This is a genomic window from Candidatus Acidiferrales bacterium, from assembly GCA_035934015.1.
Classification (GTDB): domain Bacteria; phylum Acidobacteriota; class Terriglobia; order Acidiferrales; family UBA7541; genus DAHUXN01.
Genome location: DASYYH010000011.1, coordinates 329,522 through 347,697, shown reverse-complemented (window position 1 = coordinate 347,697; position 18,176 = coordinate 329,522). Strand labels below are relative to the sequence as shown.

Sequence of the window (18,176 nt, the reverse complement as noted above, 5' to 3'; positions counted from 1 at the left end):
CTTACCGCCTCCCAGGACCACCGAAGGGCGATCGCGTGCCGCTGCCGCCGGAAAGATTTTGTTCACCGGTGACGACCAAGCTGCCTTCCCTCAAATCGCCGGAAATTACCTGCGTACTGGTGTAGTCGGTGATGCCCGTTTGAATCGCCACAGGAATGAGCTGGTTATTTGCGTCTAGCTTCCAGACAAGTTGCACACCTCCGACGTGAGAGACCGTAGCCTGAGGAGGAATTTTGTAGCGTGTATAAAGGTCGCGCAGTTGGTTGGCCGGAATTTGCGGCGTGAAGGTAAGCGCGATATTCGGCACGGTGAGAATGTCACTTGCGTGTCCAGTGGGGATCGTGACATAGGCCGTCTCGCCGGGCAGAAGTTTACCCTCCGGATTTTCGAAATCAATGATGGTGTCGTACGTAACGACGTTTTGCACGGTGAAAGCATTCAGGCGAATGGCGCTGACGCGGCCCGTGAACGTCTGAGCTGGATACGCGTCGACCTGAAATGTAGCCGGTTGCCCGACGCGAATCTGTCCTGTGTCGGATTCATCTGTGGCCGCATACACCTGCATGCGCGTCAAGTCTTGGGCAATGGTAAATACGTTGGGGGCTTGTAAAGATGCGGCGACGGACTGACCGACCGTGACGTTGCGCGCGACGACGGTGCCGTCCACAGGAGAGATGATCGTCGTGTATTCGAGATTGGTTTCCGCCTGTCGCAGATTTCCCCTTGCGGAAATGACCTGAGCTTGCGCCTGAGAGAGCTGCGCCTTGGTTTGATTGACCTGAGCTATCGCCTGGTTCACTGAAGCATTGGCGGCGATGTAATTTGCCTGCGTCTGATCGTCCTGATCCTGAGAGATGACGCCCTGCTGCGTTAAATCTGCAATGCGCTTGGCATTCACCTGAGCGTACACGGCCGTGGCTTTCAGTTTGTCGACGTTGGCCTGATCCGCGATGATGCTCGCCTCGAGGTTCTTAACGTTAGCAATTGCGCTGTCGAGATTGCCGCGCGCCGTGGTTACCTGGGCCTGGTAAATCGTAGGATCCAGCTGTGCGAGCACGTCGCCGGCGTGAACTTGAGTATTGTAGTCGGCAAAAATATATTGAACGGTGCCGGAGACGAATGAGCCGACAGGCACTGTAGTGAGTGGATTAATGGTCCCCGTAGCCTGCACCATGGCGGTGATGCTTGCGCGTTTGACGGGCATGGTGATATAGCGGACATCTTTCGAGCGGCCCTTCATCACGGCGCCGATGCCGACGACGGCAACGATGACGATCACGGCGAGCCAAGTCAGGCCCTTGTGCTTTTGGTAGGTCTCTCGTACGGACATGGGTTAGTTCATTTCCTCGATTTAGAATTCTCGCGGCCGATACCAATAACCTGGCAGATTAGAGGTCTTTCCGCTGGACACTACATAAGTAAGGACGCAAGGCAGGCGTGCCGGGTTTCATCTTCGTCAAGCTGAGGCTTCCCTTCATCGCCAGCTTTCTCCATGCTACATTGAGCAGCCTGAGTTGGCCATCCTATTGAGTTGGAGGAGGGACGTTGGCTTACCGCGACTTGCGCGATTTCCTTGGCAGGCTCGAAAAAGAGGGCGAACTGAAGCGGATCACCGCTGAAGTCGACCCCGTCCTGGAGATTACAGAAATCACCGACCGCGTGACGAAAGCGGGCGGTCCGGCCTTGTTTTTTGAGAACCCCAAGGGATCACGCATACCGGTGGTAATCAACCTCCTTGGAAGTGAGCGGCGAATGAATTTGGCTCTGGAGGTGGAGAATTTAGACGAAGTTGCCAGTCGCGTGCGGTCGTTTCTGGATGTGCAGACGCCGCAGGGTTTCCTCGACAAACTGAAAATGCTCCCAAAGTTAGCGGAACTAGGCTCGTTTTTTCCAAAGACGGTTAAATCGGGGCCATGCCAGGAAGTAATTCTCAAGAATGAGTTTTCGCTTTCAGATTTTCCAATTTTGAAATGCTGGCCGCAGGACGGGGGTAAATATATCACCTGGCCGATGGTGATTACGAAGAATCCGGAGACAGGCAAGCGAAACGTCGGATGTTACCGCATGCAGGTTTTCGACGAGCGAACGACTGCAATGCACTGGCAGACCCAGAAGCATGGAGCCGAGCACTTTCGGAGTGCGCGAGCGCGCCACGGAAAGGGAAGGCTGGAAGTTGCCGTGGCGATTGGCGCCGATCCGGCGACGGCACTGGCTGGCATCTTGCCCGTGCCGCCTGATTTGGACGAATTCATGTTTTCGGGGTTCCTGCGGAGGTCTCCGGTAGAGATGGTTGCGTGCGAGACTGTGGATCTGGAAGTCCCAGCAAATGCAGAAATCGTGCTGGAAGGGTACGTAGACCTTTCTGAGATGCGCACAGAGGGCCCCTTTGGCGACCACACCGGTTTTTATTCGCTCGAAGGCGAGTACCCCGTGTTTCACATTACGTGCATTACCCACCGCAAGGACCCGCTCTATCTGACGACGATCGTCGGCCCTCCACCGCAGGAAGATTTTTTCATGGGACACGCGGTCGAGCGCATATTCCTCCCCGTAATGAAGATGCAATACCCGGAGATTGTGGATGTGGCGATGCCGGCGGAAGGTATTTTTCAAAACCTGATGCTCGTTTCTATCCGCAAATCGTACCCCGGCCATGCGCGGAAAATCATGAACGCAATCTGGTCGTTGGGGCAGGCCATGTTTACAAAGGTCGTGGTCGTGGTGGATCACGACGTGAATGTTCAGAACGGCCGTGAAGTTCTGTGGAAGACGCTTTGCGCGATTGACCCGCAGCGCGATATCGAATTCGTACTTGGTCCGGTGGATACGCTAGAACACGCGTCTCGCATGCAGGATTTTGGTTCGAAGATGGGCATCGACGCGACGCGCAAATGGGCAGCGGAGGGATTTGCGCGGCCGTGGCCGGATGAGATTCGTATGGACGACGCGACGAAGTCGCGGGTTGACGCCCTGTGGAAAACTATGGGAATTGACATTTCGCGTCTAACATAGTGGCAAATCCTGTCCGCTAGAACAGGTTCACTTTTCGCACGCTCTTCGGGAAAGTCCATAGACTTCTTCTCTTTCCTCTATTTAAATCGTGACTGTCGGGCATTACCAACTGCACACCGAGCGAATCGCTCGCTTGACAGTGAATTCGCTGCAGTGGATAAGGGGTACAGCAGTACTGGTAAGTTCAGTATGGGTGATTGCTCGATGAGACCGGGGTGGGTCGAGCAGTAATTGGGGCTTTCAAAGAAAAATTGCTTCTAGCGGCCGCGAGAATTGAGCGGTCTTGTGGAGACTGCGGCAGCAGAAGCCATTGATTGAGGGGCGACACGATGTTCGGGATGGGGAAATCGAAATCTCTGATCGGGCTGGATATCGGGTCAAGCTCCGTCAAAGCGGTGGAACTCAAGAAGACGAAGCAGGGGTACGAGCTTATCAACTTCGGGATTGAGCCGCTGGCGCAAGATACCGTAGTGGACGGCGCGATTATGGACGCGCCGGCTGTCGCCGAACGGATCAGCGCCATCTTTGACACGCAGAAGATCAAGATAAAGGACGTAGCCACATCCGTTTCCGGGCACTCTGTGATCGTGAAGCGCGTGCCCATGCCGTTGATGACCGAGGAAGAGCTCTACGATCGCGTGCAGGCGGAAGCGAGCCAGCATATTCCCTTCGACATTGCAGACGTGAACCTGAGTCACCAGCTTTTGGAAACCACGGAAAGCCAGATGGACGTTCTCCTGGTGGCAGTGAAAAAGGACAAAATTCTAAACCACACAAACGTGCTGGCGCAGGCGGGGAAGGCTCCCGTGGTTGTGGACATTGACGCCTTTGCGCTGGAGAACTGCTTCGAGATCAATTACGACCCTGACCCGGCGCAGGTAGTGGCGCTGCTCAATATCGGCGCGAGCGTGATGAACATCAATATCATTCGCGGCTGGACACCGTTATTCACCCGCGACGTTTCGGTGGGTGGCAATCAGTACACAGACGCGCTCCAAAAGGAACTCGACCTGAACTTCGAAGACGCCGAGAGATTGAAGATGGGCGGAACTGTTCCGGGCATAACTGAGGAGCAGCGGACGTCGATCCTGCGTTCGGTATCGGACATCTTGATTTTGGAAATTCAAAAGACGTTTGACTTTTTCCGCGCTACGGCCAGCGGCGAAAACATTCGCCGGATCGTAGTGGCGGGGGGAACGGCACGTGTGCCTGGCCTTTTGGATTTGTTGCGGGAAGAATTTGGGATGCCGGTCGAAGAGCTTTACCCGTTCCGGAAGATTGTGGTGAATCCGGGGCGGCATGATGAAGAAAAAATTCGGGAGATGGCGCCGCGGCTGGCTATTGCGGTCGGCTTGGCGCTGAGGAGCTTCGATACCCCATGATTCGGATCAACCTCCTCGGTCAGGAAAGGCCGAAGACAACCGGGCCGACGATTCCGCTGGAGTCGTCGCTGCGACTGGTGCTGTTTGCAGCCTCCATATTGCTCGCCTGCGTGGTGCTCTATGTGATGTACCACCAAAAAGAAACCGAACTTACCGGTATTCAGGCGCGCATAGCGAGTCTGCAAGCGGAGCAAGCCAGACTACAACAGACCAAGACCGAAGTGGAAACCTACGAGAAGGAAAAAACGGTCCTGCAGCAGCGCATCAACGTGATTGAAGCGTTGCAGGCCGGGCGTTCCGGTGGCCAGGATTTATTGCAAATGGTCGCGAATACCGTTAGCCGATCCGACCAATTGTGGCTGACAGAACTTGAGCGCAACGGGGATTCTCTGAATATCACGGGCGAGTCTGCTTCAATCACAGCAATCGCGAACTTCATCACGCAGATGAAGCGGTCAGGGTATTTCGGTCAGATTGAAATCAAGACGGCGACCGAGAATGACATCGTCAAGGGCGTTCAGACATATGCGTTTGCGATGACGGCAAACGTGAACGCGGCCGGGAAATCGGGTGCGGGAGCTTCGACAACCCCTGCGGCAGCAGCACGGCCGGGGAAGAGCTAATCATGGCGACTTCTTTCAAGGAAATGGCGTGGCCAATTCAAGCTCTGGTGTTCTTGGCGCTGGCGATCGTGCTGGTCCTCGCCGGCTTATACATGCCGTTTTCGCCAGTGCAAGCGGAACGTGTGGCTGTGGACGATGCCAACGCAAGATTGAAACCTCTCGATGCGAATGTGCAATCGCTGCGCGTGTACCAACAGCGACGGGTTGAGTTGCAGGGAGAGATGACGGCACTGCAGAAACAACTGGAGACGCTGCAGGCAATTGTGCCTGAAAACAAAGAAGTCGATCAATTCATCATTATGGTGCAAACCGCAGCGAGCGCCTCAGGAGTCATGATCCGCAAGATCGAAACGCAACCGGTCGTGTCGCAGCAATACCATTACGCCATGCCGTTCAAGCTCACGGTTGACGGCCCCTATTTCGCTCTTCTTGATTTTTTCACGCGGCTTGGGCGCCTCTCTCGGATCATCAATGTGGGAGACATGAAGCTGTCCCAAGTGAGCCAGAACGGGGGCGCTTCCACACAATTTCGGACTACACCGGGCACGACAGTAACGGCTCAATTCACAATTACGACATTTTTCACAAACTCGACGGACGGTACGGCATCGGGTTCCGGCAGCGCAGCTGGCGGTAAGGCGCCGAGCGCACCGATGGCCGGGAATCACTAAGTGGAATGGGACAAGGACACATGAAACGCCTGCAACCATTTATGAGATTCGTTACGCTTCTTGCGCTGCTGCTGTTGTGCGCATCCATGGCAGGGTCGCAGCAAGTCCCGAGAACTCCGGCGAAGCCTCAGGCCTCGAAAACTCCTGCCACGAAGACGAGTTCTGGGATGCAGGTGACCCAAAAGCGGACATCGCGACCGATCGTAAGAAAGAAAGTCAGCCTTGGGAAGAGTGCGCCGGCGAAGAGAGTCGAGACCAAAGCTCAGCCCAAGAAGCCGCTGCCCGCTAAGGTCGTGGCTGCGCCACAAACACCTCAAATTGTAGCTCCTTTGCCCCCTCCGCCGCCTGTGGCCGTGGAAGAGGCCATGCATACCCGGGACCCCTTTGCGCCATTGGTGAAGACCTCCGAGCCTGGTGCGGGACGCGGGAATCTGCCGCCCGGAATCGCCGGTTTGCAGGTAGCCACGATGCGGCTCCAAGGGATGGTAAGGACTTCGGATAGTTTTGTCGCCGTAGTGGCGAACCCCGAGGATCACGTCTATTTTCTCCACACCGGAGACCATATTTTCGACGGTGTAGTGGAAAAAATCGAGCTTGGGCAAATTACGTTCCAGCAGGAAAGCAAAGACGCGTTTGGCAGGGTGGTGCAACGCGAAGTGACCAAACGACTCTACCCGATTGCAGGAGACGAGCAATGAGCAAGATTTGGCAGCCGTTTGGGCTTGCCTGCCTCACGGCGGCGAGCCTCCTGATTCCGACAAGCGCACTCCGGGCGGATTCGAGCCCGACGGTGCATGTGACGTCAGCAATCGGTCAAGGAGTCGTGCGTCTCGACGCTAAAGCCAGTGGACCGTTCCAGTACACGATTCATCATCCGAGCCCGGACCTCTACTATGTTGACCTGAAGGGCGTGGCTGCGTCGACCGCGGATGCGTCTGAGGTTTTGGGCACAGACATTGTGCGCAGCTACAGGCTCGAGCAATACCAGGATGGAGACAAGACCGTTTCTCGGCTAGAGATTTTGCTCGGCGACGGAGCTACTCCCAAAATTACCCGGCAGGGACAGGACGGATTGCAAATCATCGTATCGAAAAGCGGGATCTCGGATGCGAGTTCCAATGCTGATCAATCTCCGCGTGTTGTGCCGACCTCGCTGAAGGGCGTCGACGCCCCTGGAACAGCCGCGCTGTCTGCGATAAAGCAGATTTCTATCGTCAAGAGCAATGATGCCGCGGAAGTTTTGGTGTTGGGGTCAGGTTCACTCAACCATCAAGAACTGCGATTGAGCAAGCCGGACAGGCTTGTGCTGGATTTCCCCGGCACGCGCATGGCAGGGCCGCACAAGATTTCGAGCAATGTCGAACCGATTCGCGATGTACGCGCAGGACAGTTCTCGCCTCAAGTCGCGCGAATCGTTATCGACCTTTCCAATACGGCGCCGTATAAGGTCAAGCAAGTGGACGGCGGCATCGCGGTGGATTTCCAACCCGAGGCGGCCTCCGCGGTTCCATCAGCCGCCCCGGCTGCTATAACTCCAGCGCCATCGAGCGATCCAGCAGCTGCAGTTCCGCCGCTGGCCTCGGAAAGCGCCGCAAAGGCTGCGGATTCTGATGCGTCTTCGGCGCAAGCGGCCACGGCAAAACCTGAAACAAACTCGAATTCTGGCCAGAGTGGAAGCTCACCGGCCAATCCTACAACGAATCCAGCGGAAGCAACCCAGCCCGCTCAGCCCTCTGTATCTCCAACAGCGGCCTCGCCAAGCAATTCAACTGAAACGGCAACGGCGCAGGATGCCGCGAAGCCGGATAGTGCGGCATCGCAAGCGACAGCCTCGCCAGCGCAACAGCCAGCGGCTCCGCCTGTGTCTCCGGCGATGGCTCCCAGCACAAATCCGGCGCCGCAGCAGCCAAATGCCGCGGCCTCGCCAAGCAATTCAACTGAAACGGCAACGGCGCAGGATGCCGCGAAGCCGGATAGTGCGGCATCGCAAGCAGTAGCCTCGCCAGCGCAACAGCCAGCAGCGCCTGCGAGTGCGGCCCCTAACGCGCCGACCGTCGTGCCTTCGGCGATGGTTACCAACGCAGACGCGACGCCGCAACAGCCAAACGCTGTCGCCTCGCCTGCAGCCACCGATTCTCCCGCGGGGATACAGCCCATTCAGGGGGGCGGAGAAAAATACACGGGTGCGCCGATTTCGGTGAATTTGAAGAACGTTGATTTGCAGGATTTCTTCCGGTTGATTCATGAAATCAGCGGTTTGAACGTAGTCGTGGATCCTAGCGTGAAGGGCACGCTAACCTTGGTTTTGGACAACGTTCCGTGGGATCAGGCGCTCGATATCGTAATGAAGAACAACGACTTGGACAAACAGCTCGACGGTAACGTTCTACGGATAGCGACCAAGGAAACCATCAAGAAAGAGGCCGACGAAGCCAAGGAACTGGCGAAGGCGGAAGTCGAAGCTGCGGATTTGGTGACGACTACCAAGGTGCTTAGCTACGCCAAAGCCTCTGACTTGGTCGGCACAGTCAAGAAGTTCCTGTCTCCGCGGGGCGACGTGCTCGCGGACGACCGCACGAACACGCTGATTATCAGCGACATTCCAACCATATTCCCTGTAGTTGACAATTTGATCCGTGAACTTGATCAGCGGACGCAGCAGGTGGAGATCGTGGCGCGAGTCGTTCAGGCGCAGCGCAACTTCGCCCAGGACATTGGCAACCAGTTCGGATTTGCTGGCTCCGCGACAAACGGACGCAACCTTTTTGGTGGAGCGACGAGTGTGGGCACCAGCCCCATCAGCCGCTTCGTGCCACCGCTTCCAGCGCCCCCGGTCATTGTAGGAACTTCCGCCCCCTCAGGCAGCAGTGCAACGGCGGTGCAGATGCCGCTGGTTTCGAACCTGGGAGCAGCCGTACCGACGAGCGCCATATCATATGCGTTCTCTTCGGCCAATTTCGCGCTGGATGAAATCATCAGCGCGTCTGAGTCCAAGGGCGTTGGTAAACTGCTTTCCAAGCCGCAGATCGTGGCTGAAAACAACCAGGAAGTTACGATTAAGCAAGGAACCAAGATTCCGATTCAGACGATTATCAACAATACGATTTCTGTGCAGTTCGTCGACGCAGTGCTCGAACTGCAGGTGACCCCGCAAATTACGAAGGACGGCACCATTTTCATGACTCTCCACGTCGAGAACACGCAGATCGATCCTTCGATTCCACGAATTCAGGGTATCCCCGCTCTTGACACCCAGGCGGAGGATACGAAGGTGCTCGTGAACGACGGTGCGACGGTCATGATTGGCGGTGTGTTTGTCACCAACCAGCAAACGAATATCAACCAGGTCCCGTTCGTGGGCAGCCTGCCGATCATCGGGCATCTGTTCCAGGAGCGAATAGTCTCCGTCAATACAACGGAGTTGCTGTTCTTCATTACTCCTCGTATCCTTCCCATGTAGCGCGGGAGGGAAGAATTTCGGGACTGGCAATCGAATCTCGAAAGGCGGGTCATGTAAGTCAAGCGACCCGCCTTTCTCTTTTGCAGCAGCAGATGGGTGCCGAGGGCCTCGACGCCTTCGTGGTAACCCATCTTCCGAACGTCTTCTACTTAACCTCCTTTTCTGGTAGTTCGGCGATTCTGGTAGTGACCCCTTCCGACGCCACTCTCATTTCGGATACTCGCTACACAACCCAAGTCAGAGAGGAAGTGGCCGCGGCCAAGGTCCAGATTGTCCGGGGTTCGCTCCTGGCGGGCGCCGCAAAGCGATTAAAGGCCATCCGGGCGCGCCGAGTTGGGTTTGAGGCCGTTAGGCTCACGGTCATGCAAGAGCGCACGCTCGAGGGGATGGCCGGGAAGAGGATACAGTGGTTTGCCTGGGATGGCCGGATTGAGATGGTGCGTGCGATCAAGGATGCCGAAGAGATACAGATTATCCGCGAGGCCGGAGGAATCGCTTGCGCGGCATGGAACGATATATTGCCACTGGTAAAGGTTGGAGTGCGGGAGTCGGATCTGGCGGCTGAGATTGAGTACCGTATGCGGCGCAGGGGGGCCTGGGGCGCCGCCTTTGAGTTAATTGTCGCATCGGGGGAGCGAGGGGCCTTGCCGCACGCCCGCGCCAGCCGGAAGGCTATCAAGAAAAACGAGTTGGTGGTCTTTGACCTGGGTGCTATACTCCGCGGTTATTCGAGTGACCTGACGCGGACGGTTTTCGTGGGGCGGGCGCCGAAGGAGATCAAGCGGCGCTACAAGGTCGTACTCGAAGCGCAGGAATCCGCGCGATTGGCGCTGAAGCCGGGCGTGCGTGGCGGAGAAGTGGATGCAGCAGCTAGGCGGGTTCTCCAGCGCGCTGGGCTAGGCGATAAGTTTATCCACAGCACCGGACATGGACTTGGACTGGAAGTCCATGAGATACCTCGGCTAGGCCGTGGGGATAAGTCGATCCTGCGAACGGGAATGGTGGTAACCCTCGAGCCAGGGGTCTATTTTGAGGGGCAGGGCGGCATCCGAATTGAGGATGACGTGGTTTTGACGGAAACGGGTGCTGAGTATCTGACGCAGGCTAAACGGGAGCTGATCGAACTCGGATGAAGGCAAAAGGCAAGAAAAGCAGTTCGTCAGGCTCACAATCTTCGCATTCGCCATCACCGGATCTCCGCGAGATCTCTAAGATCCTTGATTTCATGAGCGAGCATGGCCTCGAGGAGTTTGAATTCGAGAACGGTGCTGTGCGGATCCGGCTTCGCAAAGGGCAAGCCCAGTTCCACGGAGGAACTCCATTTCGGGCGGCCCAACCTACGCCGGAAATCGTGGTGGCGCGATCTGTTCAGCCCGAGGCATCTGCTGCCGTGCCGCAGCCTGCTCCCGATACCAACAAGGAAAATCTTCACGTCATAAAATCCCCCATTGTCGGCACTTTTTACGCGTCTCCAGGCCCTAACGCGGAGCCCTTTGTTCGCGTCGGGGATCGCGTGAATACCGGGCAGGTTCTGTGCATCATTGAAGCCATGAAATTGATGAACGAAATTGAAGCCGACGTGGCCGGGGAAGTTATGCGCATATTGGTGGAAAACGGGCAGCCGGTGGAGTATGGCGAGCCTCTTTTTGCAATCCATCCCAGCCGGAAACAGTGATTGAGACTGGGGAGCCTTCCTCAGGGGAAAATGTTTCGAAAAATTCTGATTGCCAATCGAGGCGAGATAGCGCTTCGCGTGCTCTGTGCATGCCAAGAGCTTGGGATACAGACGGTTGCCGTCTATTCGGAAGCTGACCGCAATTCACTGCATGTGCGATTCGCCGATGAAGCGGTTTGCATCGGACCGCCGCGTTCTTCTGAGAGTTACCTGAATATTCCGCATGTCATCAGCGCTGCGGAAATCACCAATGTGGACGCCATTCACCCGGGTTACGGATTCCTCTCAGAAAATGCCAATTTTGCGGAAGTCTGCGAGGCTTCACACATCACGTTTATTGGGCCTTCTCCGGAAGTGATCCGCATGATGGGCGAGAAGGATCGTGCGCGGCGTGAAATGGCCGCCGCCGGGTTGCCGATCATTCCCGGTAGCCCGGGAGTGGTGCCGGACGAAGAGACGGCCCAGAAACTAGCCGAGGAGATCGGCTTTCCGGTGCTTATCAAGGCTGCGGAGGGCGGTGGCGGACGCGGGATGCGCGTGGTGCGCAAACGTGACGAACTTGTCTCCGCATTTCAAACCGCGCGAAACGAGGCACAGCAGGCCTTCGGCAGCCCGAACGTATACATCGAGAAGCTCGTCGAGCGGCCGCGGCACATCGAGTTCCAAGTGATTGGAGACAAGCACGGGAATGTGACGCATCTCCGGGAGCGCGAATGCTCAATTCAACGGCGACACCAGAAAATCATCGAGGAATCCCCTTCGCCCGCGCTAGATGCGAAGGCGCGCGATGCCATGGGCAACCGCGTGGCGAAGGCGCTGGCGAAACTTGGATATTCAAATGCGGGAACGGTGGAATTTCTGCGGGATGAAGCTTCAGGCGAACTTTATTTTATCGAAGTGAACGCGCGGATTCAGGTGGAGCATCCCGTCACAGAGATGGTTTCCGGCGTGGATCTCGTGAAGGCACAGATTCGGCTTGCGGCGGGCGAGAAACTGGATGCCGTGCTGCGGAAGCCCAACTTCCACGGCCACGCAATCGAGTGCCGGATCAATGCCGAGGACCCGGTGACGTTTGCACCTTCGGCGGGCCGAATCACGGCGTTTCGCGTTCCAGGCGGCCCAGGGATTCGCGTGGATACCGCGCTCTATTCCGAGGCGGTTGTGCCGCCGTATTACGATTCGCTCGTGGCGAAATTGGTAGCGTTTGGAGACGACCGAGCCGAAGCCATCGCACGAATGTCGCGGGCACTCGATCAGTTCGTGATCGAGGGAATCAAAACATCGATTCCGCTACATAAGAAGATTTTTGAAGATGCGGATTTCATCGCTGGGCGGCTCGACACGCATTTTCTCGACCGCTACGAAGCGGCTGCGGTTAAATAGGAGACGCGCGTTTGTTTCCTCCTCTGTATGCGGTGTTGGATAACGAACTATTAAATGGCGCGCCAGCGGGATGCGCCAAGACTTTGGCGGCCGCCGGTGTGGAGTTGATTCAATACAGGGCCAAGCGATTGTCATCGCGCGAGTATCTGAGGACATGCTCGGCGCTTGCCGAGACCCTGGCAAGCCGCAATGCGCGATTCATTGTGAATGACCGGCCCGATATTGCGGCAATGGCGGGTGCGGGAGGAGTGCATGTCGGACAGCGGGACTTGACACCAGAAGACGCCCGCAGGGTCTGTGGCTCGGGACGCTGGGTGGGTGTTTCGACACATAATTTGGAGCAGTTTCGCGCCGCGGCGAAAACGTCCGTGGATTACATTGCGATTGGCCCGATCTTTGCAACTTCGACAAAAGAGAAGCCGGATCCCGTCGTTGGCACGGCGTTGATCCGCGAGGCGCGGAAGCTGACGCGAAAGCCAATCGTGGCCATTGGCGGCATAACCCTATCTCGTGCTGCTGAAGTTTATGCTGCTGGTGCAGATTCGATTGCCGTGGTTCGCGAGCTGATCTCCAGCAGTGATCCGGCAACGCGCGCAAAAGAATTCCTTGCTATTGCAGCAGAAGTAAGAGAAAACTCGCGCGGCAACTCCGTGTTCCATTCGAAGGCTGGAGCCAACAAGAATGGCTGAACGGGCCGCATCATTGAAGCAGACAGCTCCCGAGCTTGTGAAGGGGCTCGGCCTGTTCGATTCGACGATGATTGTGGTCGGATCGATGATCGGCTCCGGCATCTTCATCGTTTCCGCAGATATTTCCAATCAGGTGCAGAGCCCGGGCTTGCTGATCATGGTCTGGGTGATGTCCGGTGTAATGACGCTGATCGGCGCGCTCAGCTACGGGGAGCTTGCAGCGGCGATGCCGCACGCCGGCGGCCAGTATGTTTTCTTGCGAGAATCCTTTGGACGGCTCTGGGGGTTCTTGTATGGCTGGACGATGCTGCTTGTGGTTCAAACCGCGACGATTGCGGCGGTGGCTATCGCGTTTGCCAAGTTCACCGGCGTGTTCATGCCGTGGTTTTCTCCAACAGCATGGATTTTAAAGTTCGGGACTTTCGGGCCATGGAAATTCAGTTTTGGCGTGCTGGGCCCATACGAGCTGGGTTTGAACCGGCAAAACTTGCTGGCCATCCTTTCCATCGTGTTACTGACGTGGATCAACCTGCGCGGGCTTCGCCTGGGCAAGATCGTTCAAAATGTTTTTACCAGCGTAAAGATTGTCACGCTGGCCGCGTTGGTCATCATCGGGATCATTTTTTCGCGCGCGGAATCGATCGCTGCAAACTTCCATAACTTCTGGCGAAACGCAGGGCTTTCCGTGCAGCACGCTTATCCTCCGGGCGTGGGCACGTGGGAGGTTGCGACGGCCACGGTGGTTGGTGTCGCGATGGTTGGAGCGCTTTTTTCGTCCGACGCATGGTACGACATTACGTTCACAGCCGCGGAAGTAAAGCGGCCGGAGCGGAACCTTCCGCTTTCTTTGTTCCTGGGGACGGTGATTGTCACAACGCTGTATGTGCTCACGAATTTCGCTTACCTCAGAATTCTGCCGATGGCTGGCGACCCGAATGGAACTTCGATTCTTTCACGCGGAATCCAGTTCGCAACGGACGGACGCGTGGCGACCGCTGCATTGCAGGTAATTTTTGGACCGATTGGCGCGGTGATTATGGCGCTGGCGATTCTGATTTCTTGTTTTGGTTGCAATAATGGACTGATTCTTGCCGGAGCGCGCATTTATTACGCAATGGCGAAAGACGGTTTGCTGTTTAGATCCATCGGGCGGGTGAATCGGCACAGTGTGCCTGGCGTTGCGCTGATTTTGCAGTGCGCCTGGGCTTCTATTTTGTGCCTTTCGGGCACATACAACCAGCTCCTTGATTTTCTGATCTTCGCCGAGCTGATTTTCTACATCCTGACCCTCGTGGCGATATTTGTCTTGCGGCGAACACGGCCAACGATGGAGAGGCCATACCGGGCTTTCGGGTATCCCGTGCTTCCGGCAATTTATATTGCGATGGCGCTGTTCTTGGAAGTGCAATTGTTGCGTTATAAGCCGCAAAACACGTGGCCGGGGCTCATCATCGTTTTGGTCGGCCTCCCGGTTTATCTGGTCTGGCAATTGGTGACACGAAATCGAACAGCCTCAGCAACCGAATAAACAGGAATGGACATCATAGAGCAAAAATCAACGGACGGAGGAGATGAATGGCCAGCCAACTCTTAGCCAAGAAGCCGCTAGACGTGATCATGGCGGAGGCCGCGGACACGGGCGAGCACTCGCTCAAGCGGTCCCTGGGGCCCATCAACTTGGTCACTCTCGGCATCGGAGCGATCATCGGCGCGGGAATTTTCGTTTTGACTGGCACAGCGGCAGCGCAATTTGCGGGTCCTGCAATCGTTCTGTCCTTCGTAATCGCGGGCATCGGTTGCGTTTTTGCGGGTCTCTGCTACGCCGAATTTGCATCCATGATCCCCATTGCGGGCAGCGCTTATACCTATGGGTATGCGACGATGGGCGAAATCGTCGCTTGGATTATTGGTTGGGCGCTCGTCTTGGAGTACGCGTTTGGAGCCGCGACTGTCGCTGTTGGCTGGAGCGGTTACGTCAGTGGATTTCTGCACTTCTTCGGCGTCACGGTCCCTTTTAATCCCACGCCGAAGGGAAGCGTTTCGCTTTTTGGCCACACGTTCCCGGTTCAGGTGGATATCTTCGCGATGGCGGCTATTATTATCATCACATTGATTCTCGTGGTCGGAGTGCGCGAATCGGCCAACTTCAATAGTGGTGCAGTGATGGTCAAGGTCTCCGTGGTGCTTATCTTCATTGGTCTTGCGTTGACTTTTGCTTTTGCCAATTGGTCGCACATGCTTGCGAACTGGCACCCCTTCATTCCGAAGAACTTGGGTAGTTTTGGACAATTCGGTTGGTCTGGAATCATGCGTGGCGCTGGTGTCGTTTTCTTTGCGTATATCGGCTTTGACGCGGTTTCTACCGCTGCTCAGGAATCAAGAAATCCTCAAAAAGACATGCCGTTCGGCATCCTTGGCTCGCTCATCATCTGCACAATTCTCTACATCATTGTCTCTGGCCTTCTCACCGGAATAAAAAACTACGCTACTCTGAATACTCCTGCTCCAGTTGCTGATGGAGCGGCCACGATTGGTGTTCAATGGGGTGTTTTCCTCGTGGATTTGGGAGCAATTGCAGGTCTGGCGTCCGTTATGCTGGTCATGCTTTTGGGGCAATCGCGCGTTCTTTACACAATGTCGCATGACGGTCTCCTTCCGCCATGGGTGGGAAGGATTCATCCACGTTTTCGCACGCCGTACATCACCTCAATCGTAGTCGGATGCTTCGTTGCCTTTCTCGCTGCGTTCTTCAATATTGTTTTTCTTGCGAAGCTTGTCAGTCTTGGTACCCTTCTGGCTTTTACGATCGTTTGCCTCAGTGTGTGGGTCATGCGGGTGAAACGTCCTGATGTGCCGCGGCCGTTTCGCACACCCTGGGTTCCTGTAGTGCCAATTCTCGGAATCATCGTATCCCTCTCATTGATGTTGTCGCTCGATGCCCCAGCTTGGATCGTCTTCGGGTGCTGGCTCGTCTTCGGGCTAACTATTTACTTTACCTATAGTCGGAAGCACAGCACGGTGCAGTTAAGTCTGTCCCGGAACCCATCAGCGAGCGCGAAGTAACGGTGGCAGAAATACGTACCGGGTGGTCGAGCTGAAAGCATTCGCTACTTCGAGCAGCTTTGTGTGGTCAGCATGTACGATTGTTTTCTTTCCTAGGCAAATATTGTCTAAATTATAGGGTGCGACTCCGCGGCCATTAAGTGTACAGGCCGGCGCAGGAGTCGCGACTGAGGACATTCGTGTTTTCGCTCCACCGCGTGCACGCATTCTGGAGGACGACTACGCCGACGGATCGCACGGCGGCAGCCGTAGCGATTTTCTGTATTCTGGCGTGGACTACACGGCTCGGGAGCTACGTCTCGAAACTTGGCGCGTGGCTCGTTGTACTCTTTGTCGTGGCTGCTGGTTACCTGCTAGTGCGCTTTGCGCGTTGGGCGCGGAAACGCCTTCTCTGGGGCCTTCGGAATCGCCTCATCGTAGCTTACGTTTTCATCGCTGTCGTTCCGGTCGTGCTTCTCGTTGCGATGGTAGCTCTCTCCGCTTACCTGATGTACTTCCAATTTGGCGCGCATCTCTTGCAGGACGATTTGAACGAGAGAATTAGTGAGGTTGCGGGGATTGCAGGAACGGTGGAAAGCGCGCTCGAAAGCAATCGCGCGCGAGGTGTGTTCGAGGAGCCGAAATCCATTGTGCAAGGGCCGGGCATTTCGGCATTGCTGGAGCACGCTCGCAAGGAGCTTCCGGGACTGGATGTCCATCTTCCTACTTCTGCCGCGGCCATTGGGTCGAACGAGCGGCCTGTGCGCAACTTCTCCGGATTGGTGCAATCCGGCGGCAGCCTATGGATTGAGGCGGTTGTTTCCGGCACACGCGACTCGTCGGAAGGCGAGCTTTATGTCCGCGTGCCCGTGACTTCGGCACTGCTGCAAGGGCTTGCGCCGGATCTCGGGCCTGTTCAACTCACCACATTCCGGCCAGCGACGAATTCGGATCGTCCTGCTGACGTTCTGAGTTTGAATGGCCGGAGAATGGTTCGAGCTGGGCAAGTGGCGAGCCTGCGCGCGGTTCAGCCCAGGCGCGGCTGGTATGACTTCGAAATATCCGGCGGTTCGACATTGGATGCCGTCTTGCTGAATGAAAATGGCACGACGATCGACACAATGCCAGTGATTGCGGGCTTTTCGCTGCGGCCGTCACAAGTAAATCATCGGCTGTTTGCTTCGCTGGGGCTATTAGGCGATCCTCTTGTCGTCATCCTGATTCTCATCGGATTCTTTTTTCTTGCGCTCGAAGTGGCGGCGCTTATCACGGGAATCGTCCTGACGCGCACAATCACTGCAGCTGTTGATGACCTCTATGAAGCGACGCGGCATGTTCGGCAGGGAGATTTTCGGCACCGGATTCATGTGCGCCAGCGCGATCAATTGGGTGCGCTGGCGGAGTCGTTCAACGCGATGACCGGATCGCTCGCGGAACTTATCGAAGGACAGCGCCAGCGGCAAAAACTGGAAAACGAACTGACGATCGCGCGCGAGGTGCAGGAGCAGCTTTTTCCGCGAGAACTGCCGCAGATGCCAGGTCTCGAGCTGGCAGCGATTTGCCGGGCGGCGCGCGTGGTTTCGGGGGATTACTACGATTTCGTTAAATTGGATTCATCGAAGCTGGGACTGGCGATTGCGGATATCAGCGGAAAGGGAATTTCAGCGGCTCTACTGATGGCCAGTTTGCAGGCGGCGCTGCGCGGGCAGGCCATCTCGAACGGGCATCGCACCACCGCGCAGGTTGTAGAGGTTTTGAATCGCCATCTTTTTTTCAATACTTCCGACGACCGTTATGCGACGCTGTTTTATGCGGAGTACGATGCGAGCTCGCGATCGTTTTCTTATACAAATGCGGGGCACTGCGCTCCGTTCTTTGTCACAGATGGCAACGTGAAGCGGTTGGATGAAGGTGGCACGGTCGTAGGACTTTTTGATCACGCGGACTATAGGCAAGTGACTGTGCCGGCGGAGCACGGTGCTTTATTCGTAGGCTTTAGTGATGGCCTGCTCGAACCAGAGAATGTTTACGGAGAAGAGTTCGGTGCGGTGCGGCTGGCCAATGAAGTTCTGAGGTTGCGCGATGCTCCAGTGGAACAAGTGGCTGAAGGCTTGCTGTCATCGGTCGAACAATGGGCGGGCACCCCAGAGCAAGCCGACGATATGACGGTGATCGTGGCACGGTTTCGGTAGATGCTGAAAGCAGTTTTGCAGAAATTTGCGGAGCGGCAAGGCTTGGC

Annotated in this window: 14 protein-coding genes; 13 read left to right on the top strand and 1 reads right to left on the bottom strand. The window is 56.2% G+C overall.

Going from position 1 to position 18,176, the window contains the following annotated elements; translation table 11 throughout:
• Position 1 precedes the first annotated feature (1 nt).
• The gene (locus VGR81_06590; protein ID HEV2288605.1) at positions 2–1,330 is read right to left on the bottom strand and encodes an efflux RND transporter periplasmic adaptor subunit; all 1,329 of its coding nucleotides are present in this window, start codon (positions 1,328–1,330) and stop codon (positions 2–4) included.
• A 215-nt stretch (positions 1,331–1,545) separates the two neighbouring features.
• On the opposite strand from VGR81_06590, the gene VGR81_06585 reads away from it, so the two are divergent.
• From VGR81_06585 to VGR81_06525, 13 genes are all read left to right on the top strand, one after another.
• Complete coding sequence (locus tag VGR81_06585; protein HEV2288604.1) at positions 1,546–3,012, top strand: menaquinone biosynthesis decarboxylase; 1,467 nt, start codon at positions 1,546–1,548, stop codon at positions 3,010–3,012.
• Between the two features lie 338 nt (positions 3,013–3,350).
• Entirely contained in the window at positions 3,351–4,394 is a 1,044-nt protein-coding gene (pilM, locus tag VGR81_06580) for a type IV pilus assembly protein PilM (protein ID HEV2288603.1), read from the top strand.
• Positions 4,391–5,017, top strand: coding sequence for a PilN domain-containing protein (locus VGR81_06575; GenBank protein HEV2288602.1), 627 nt, complete (start codon positions 4,391–4,393; stop codon positions 5,015–5,017). The genes pilM and VGR81_06575 overlap by 4 nt, the downstream gene beginning before the upstream one ends.
• 2 nt (positions 5,018–5,019) lie before the next feature.
• Entirely contained in the window at positions 5,020–5,688 is a 669-nt protein-coding gene (gene pilO, locus VGR81_06570; protein ID HEV2288601.1) for a type 4a pilus biogenesis protein PilO, read from the top strand.
• 20 nt (positions 5,689–5,708) lie between these two features.
• Positions 5,709–6,386, top strand: coding sequence for a hypothetical protein (locus VGR81_06565; GenBank protein HEV2288600.1), 678 nt, complete (start codon positions 5,709–5,711; stop codon positions 6,384–6,386).
• Complete coding sequence (gene pilQ / locus VGR81_06560) at positions 6,383–9,148, top strand: type IV pilus secretin PilQ (GenBank protein HEV2288599.1); 2,766 nt, start codon at positions 6,383–6,385, stop codon at positions 9,146–9,148. The genes VGR81_06565 and pilQ overlap by 4 nt, the downstream gene beginning before the upstream one ends.
• Before the next feature lie 80 nt (positions 9,149–9,228).
• On the top strand, positions 9,229–10,281 hold the full coding sequence (locus VGR81_06555) for a Xaa-Pro peptidase family protein (protein ID HEV2288598.1): 1,053 nt from the start codon (positions 9,229–9,231) through the stop codon (positions 10,279–10,281).
• Positions 10,278–10,823 carry an acetyl-CoA carboxylase biotin carboxyl carrier protein gene (gene accB / locus VGR81_06550; protein HEV2288597.1) on the top strand — a complete coding sequence of 182 codons (546 nt, stop codon included), beginning with the start codon at positions 10,278–10,280 and terminating at the stop codon, positions 10,821–10,823. Before VGR81_06555 ends, accB begins: the two co-directional genes overlap by 4 nt.
• Before the next feature lie 30 nt (positions 10,824–10,853).
• Positions 10,854–12,206, top strand: a complete 1,353-nt coding sequence (gene accC, locus VGR81_06545; GenBank protein ID HEV2288596.1) for an acetyl-CoA carboxylase biotin carboxylase subunit — start codon at positions 10,854–10,856, stop codon at positions 12,204–12,206.
• A gap of 11 nt (positions 12,207–12,217) precedes the next feature.
• A complete protein-coding gene (gene thiE / locus VGR81_06540) occupies positions 12,218–12,895 on the top strand; it encodes a thiamine phosphate synthase (protein ID HEV2288595.1) in 678 nt (225 codons plus the stop codon).
• Positions 12,888–14,423 carry an amino acid permease gene (locus VGR81_06535; protein HEV2288594.1) on the top strand — a complete coding sequence of 512 codons (1,536 nt, stop codon included), beginning with the start codon at positions 12,888–12,890 and terminating at the stop codon, positions 14,421–14,423. Before thiE ends, VGR81_06535 begins: the two co-directional genes overlap by 8 nt.
• Positions 14,424–14,470: 47 nt before the next feature.
• Complete coding sequence (locus VGR81_06530) at positions 14,471–15,958, top strand: amino acid permease (protein HEV2288593.1); 1,488 nt, start codon at positions 14,471–14,473, stop codon at positions 15,956–15,958.
• Positions 15,959–16,137: 179 nt separating this feature from the next.
• The gene (locus tag VGR81_06525; protein ID HEV2288592.1) at positions 16,138–18,129 is read left to right on the top strand and encodes a PP2C family protein-serine/threonine phosphatase; all 1,992 of its coding nucleotides are present in this window, start codon (positions 16,138–16,140) and stop codon (positions 18,127–18,129) included.
• Positions 18,130–18,176: the final 47 nt, after the last annotated feature.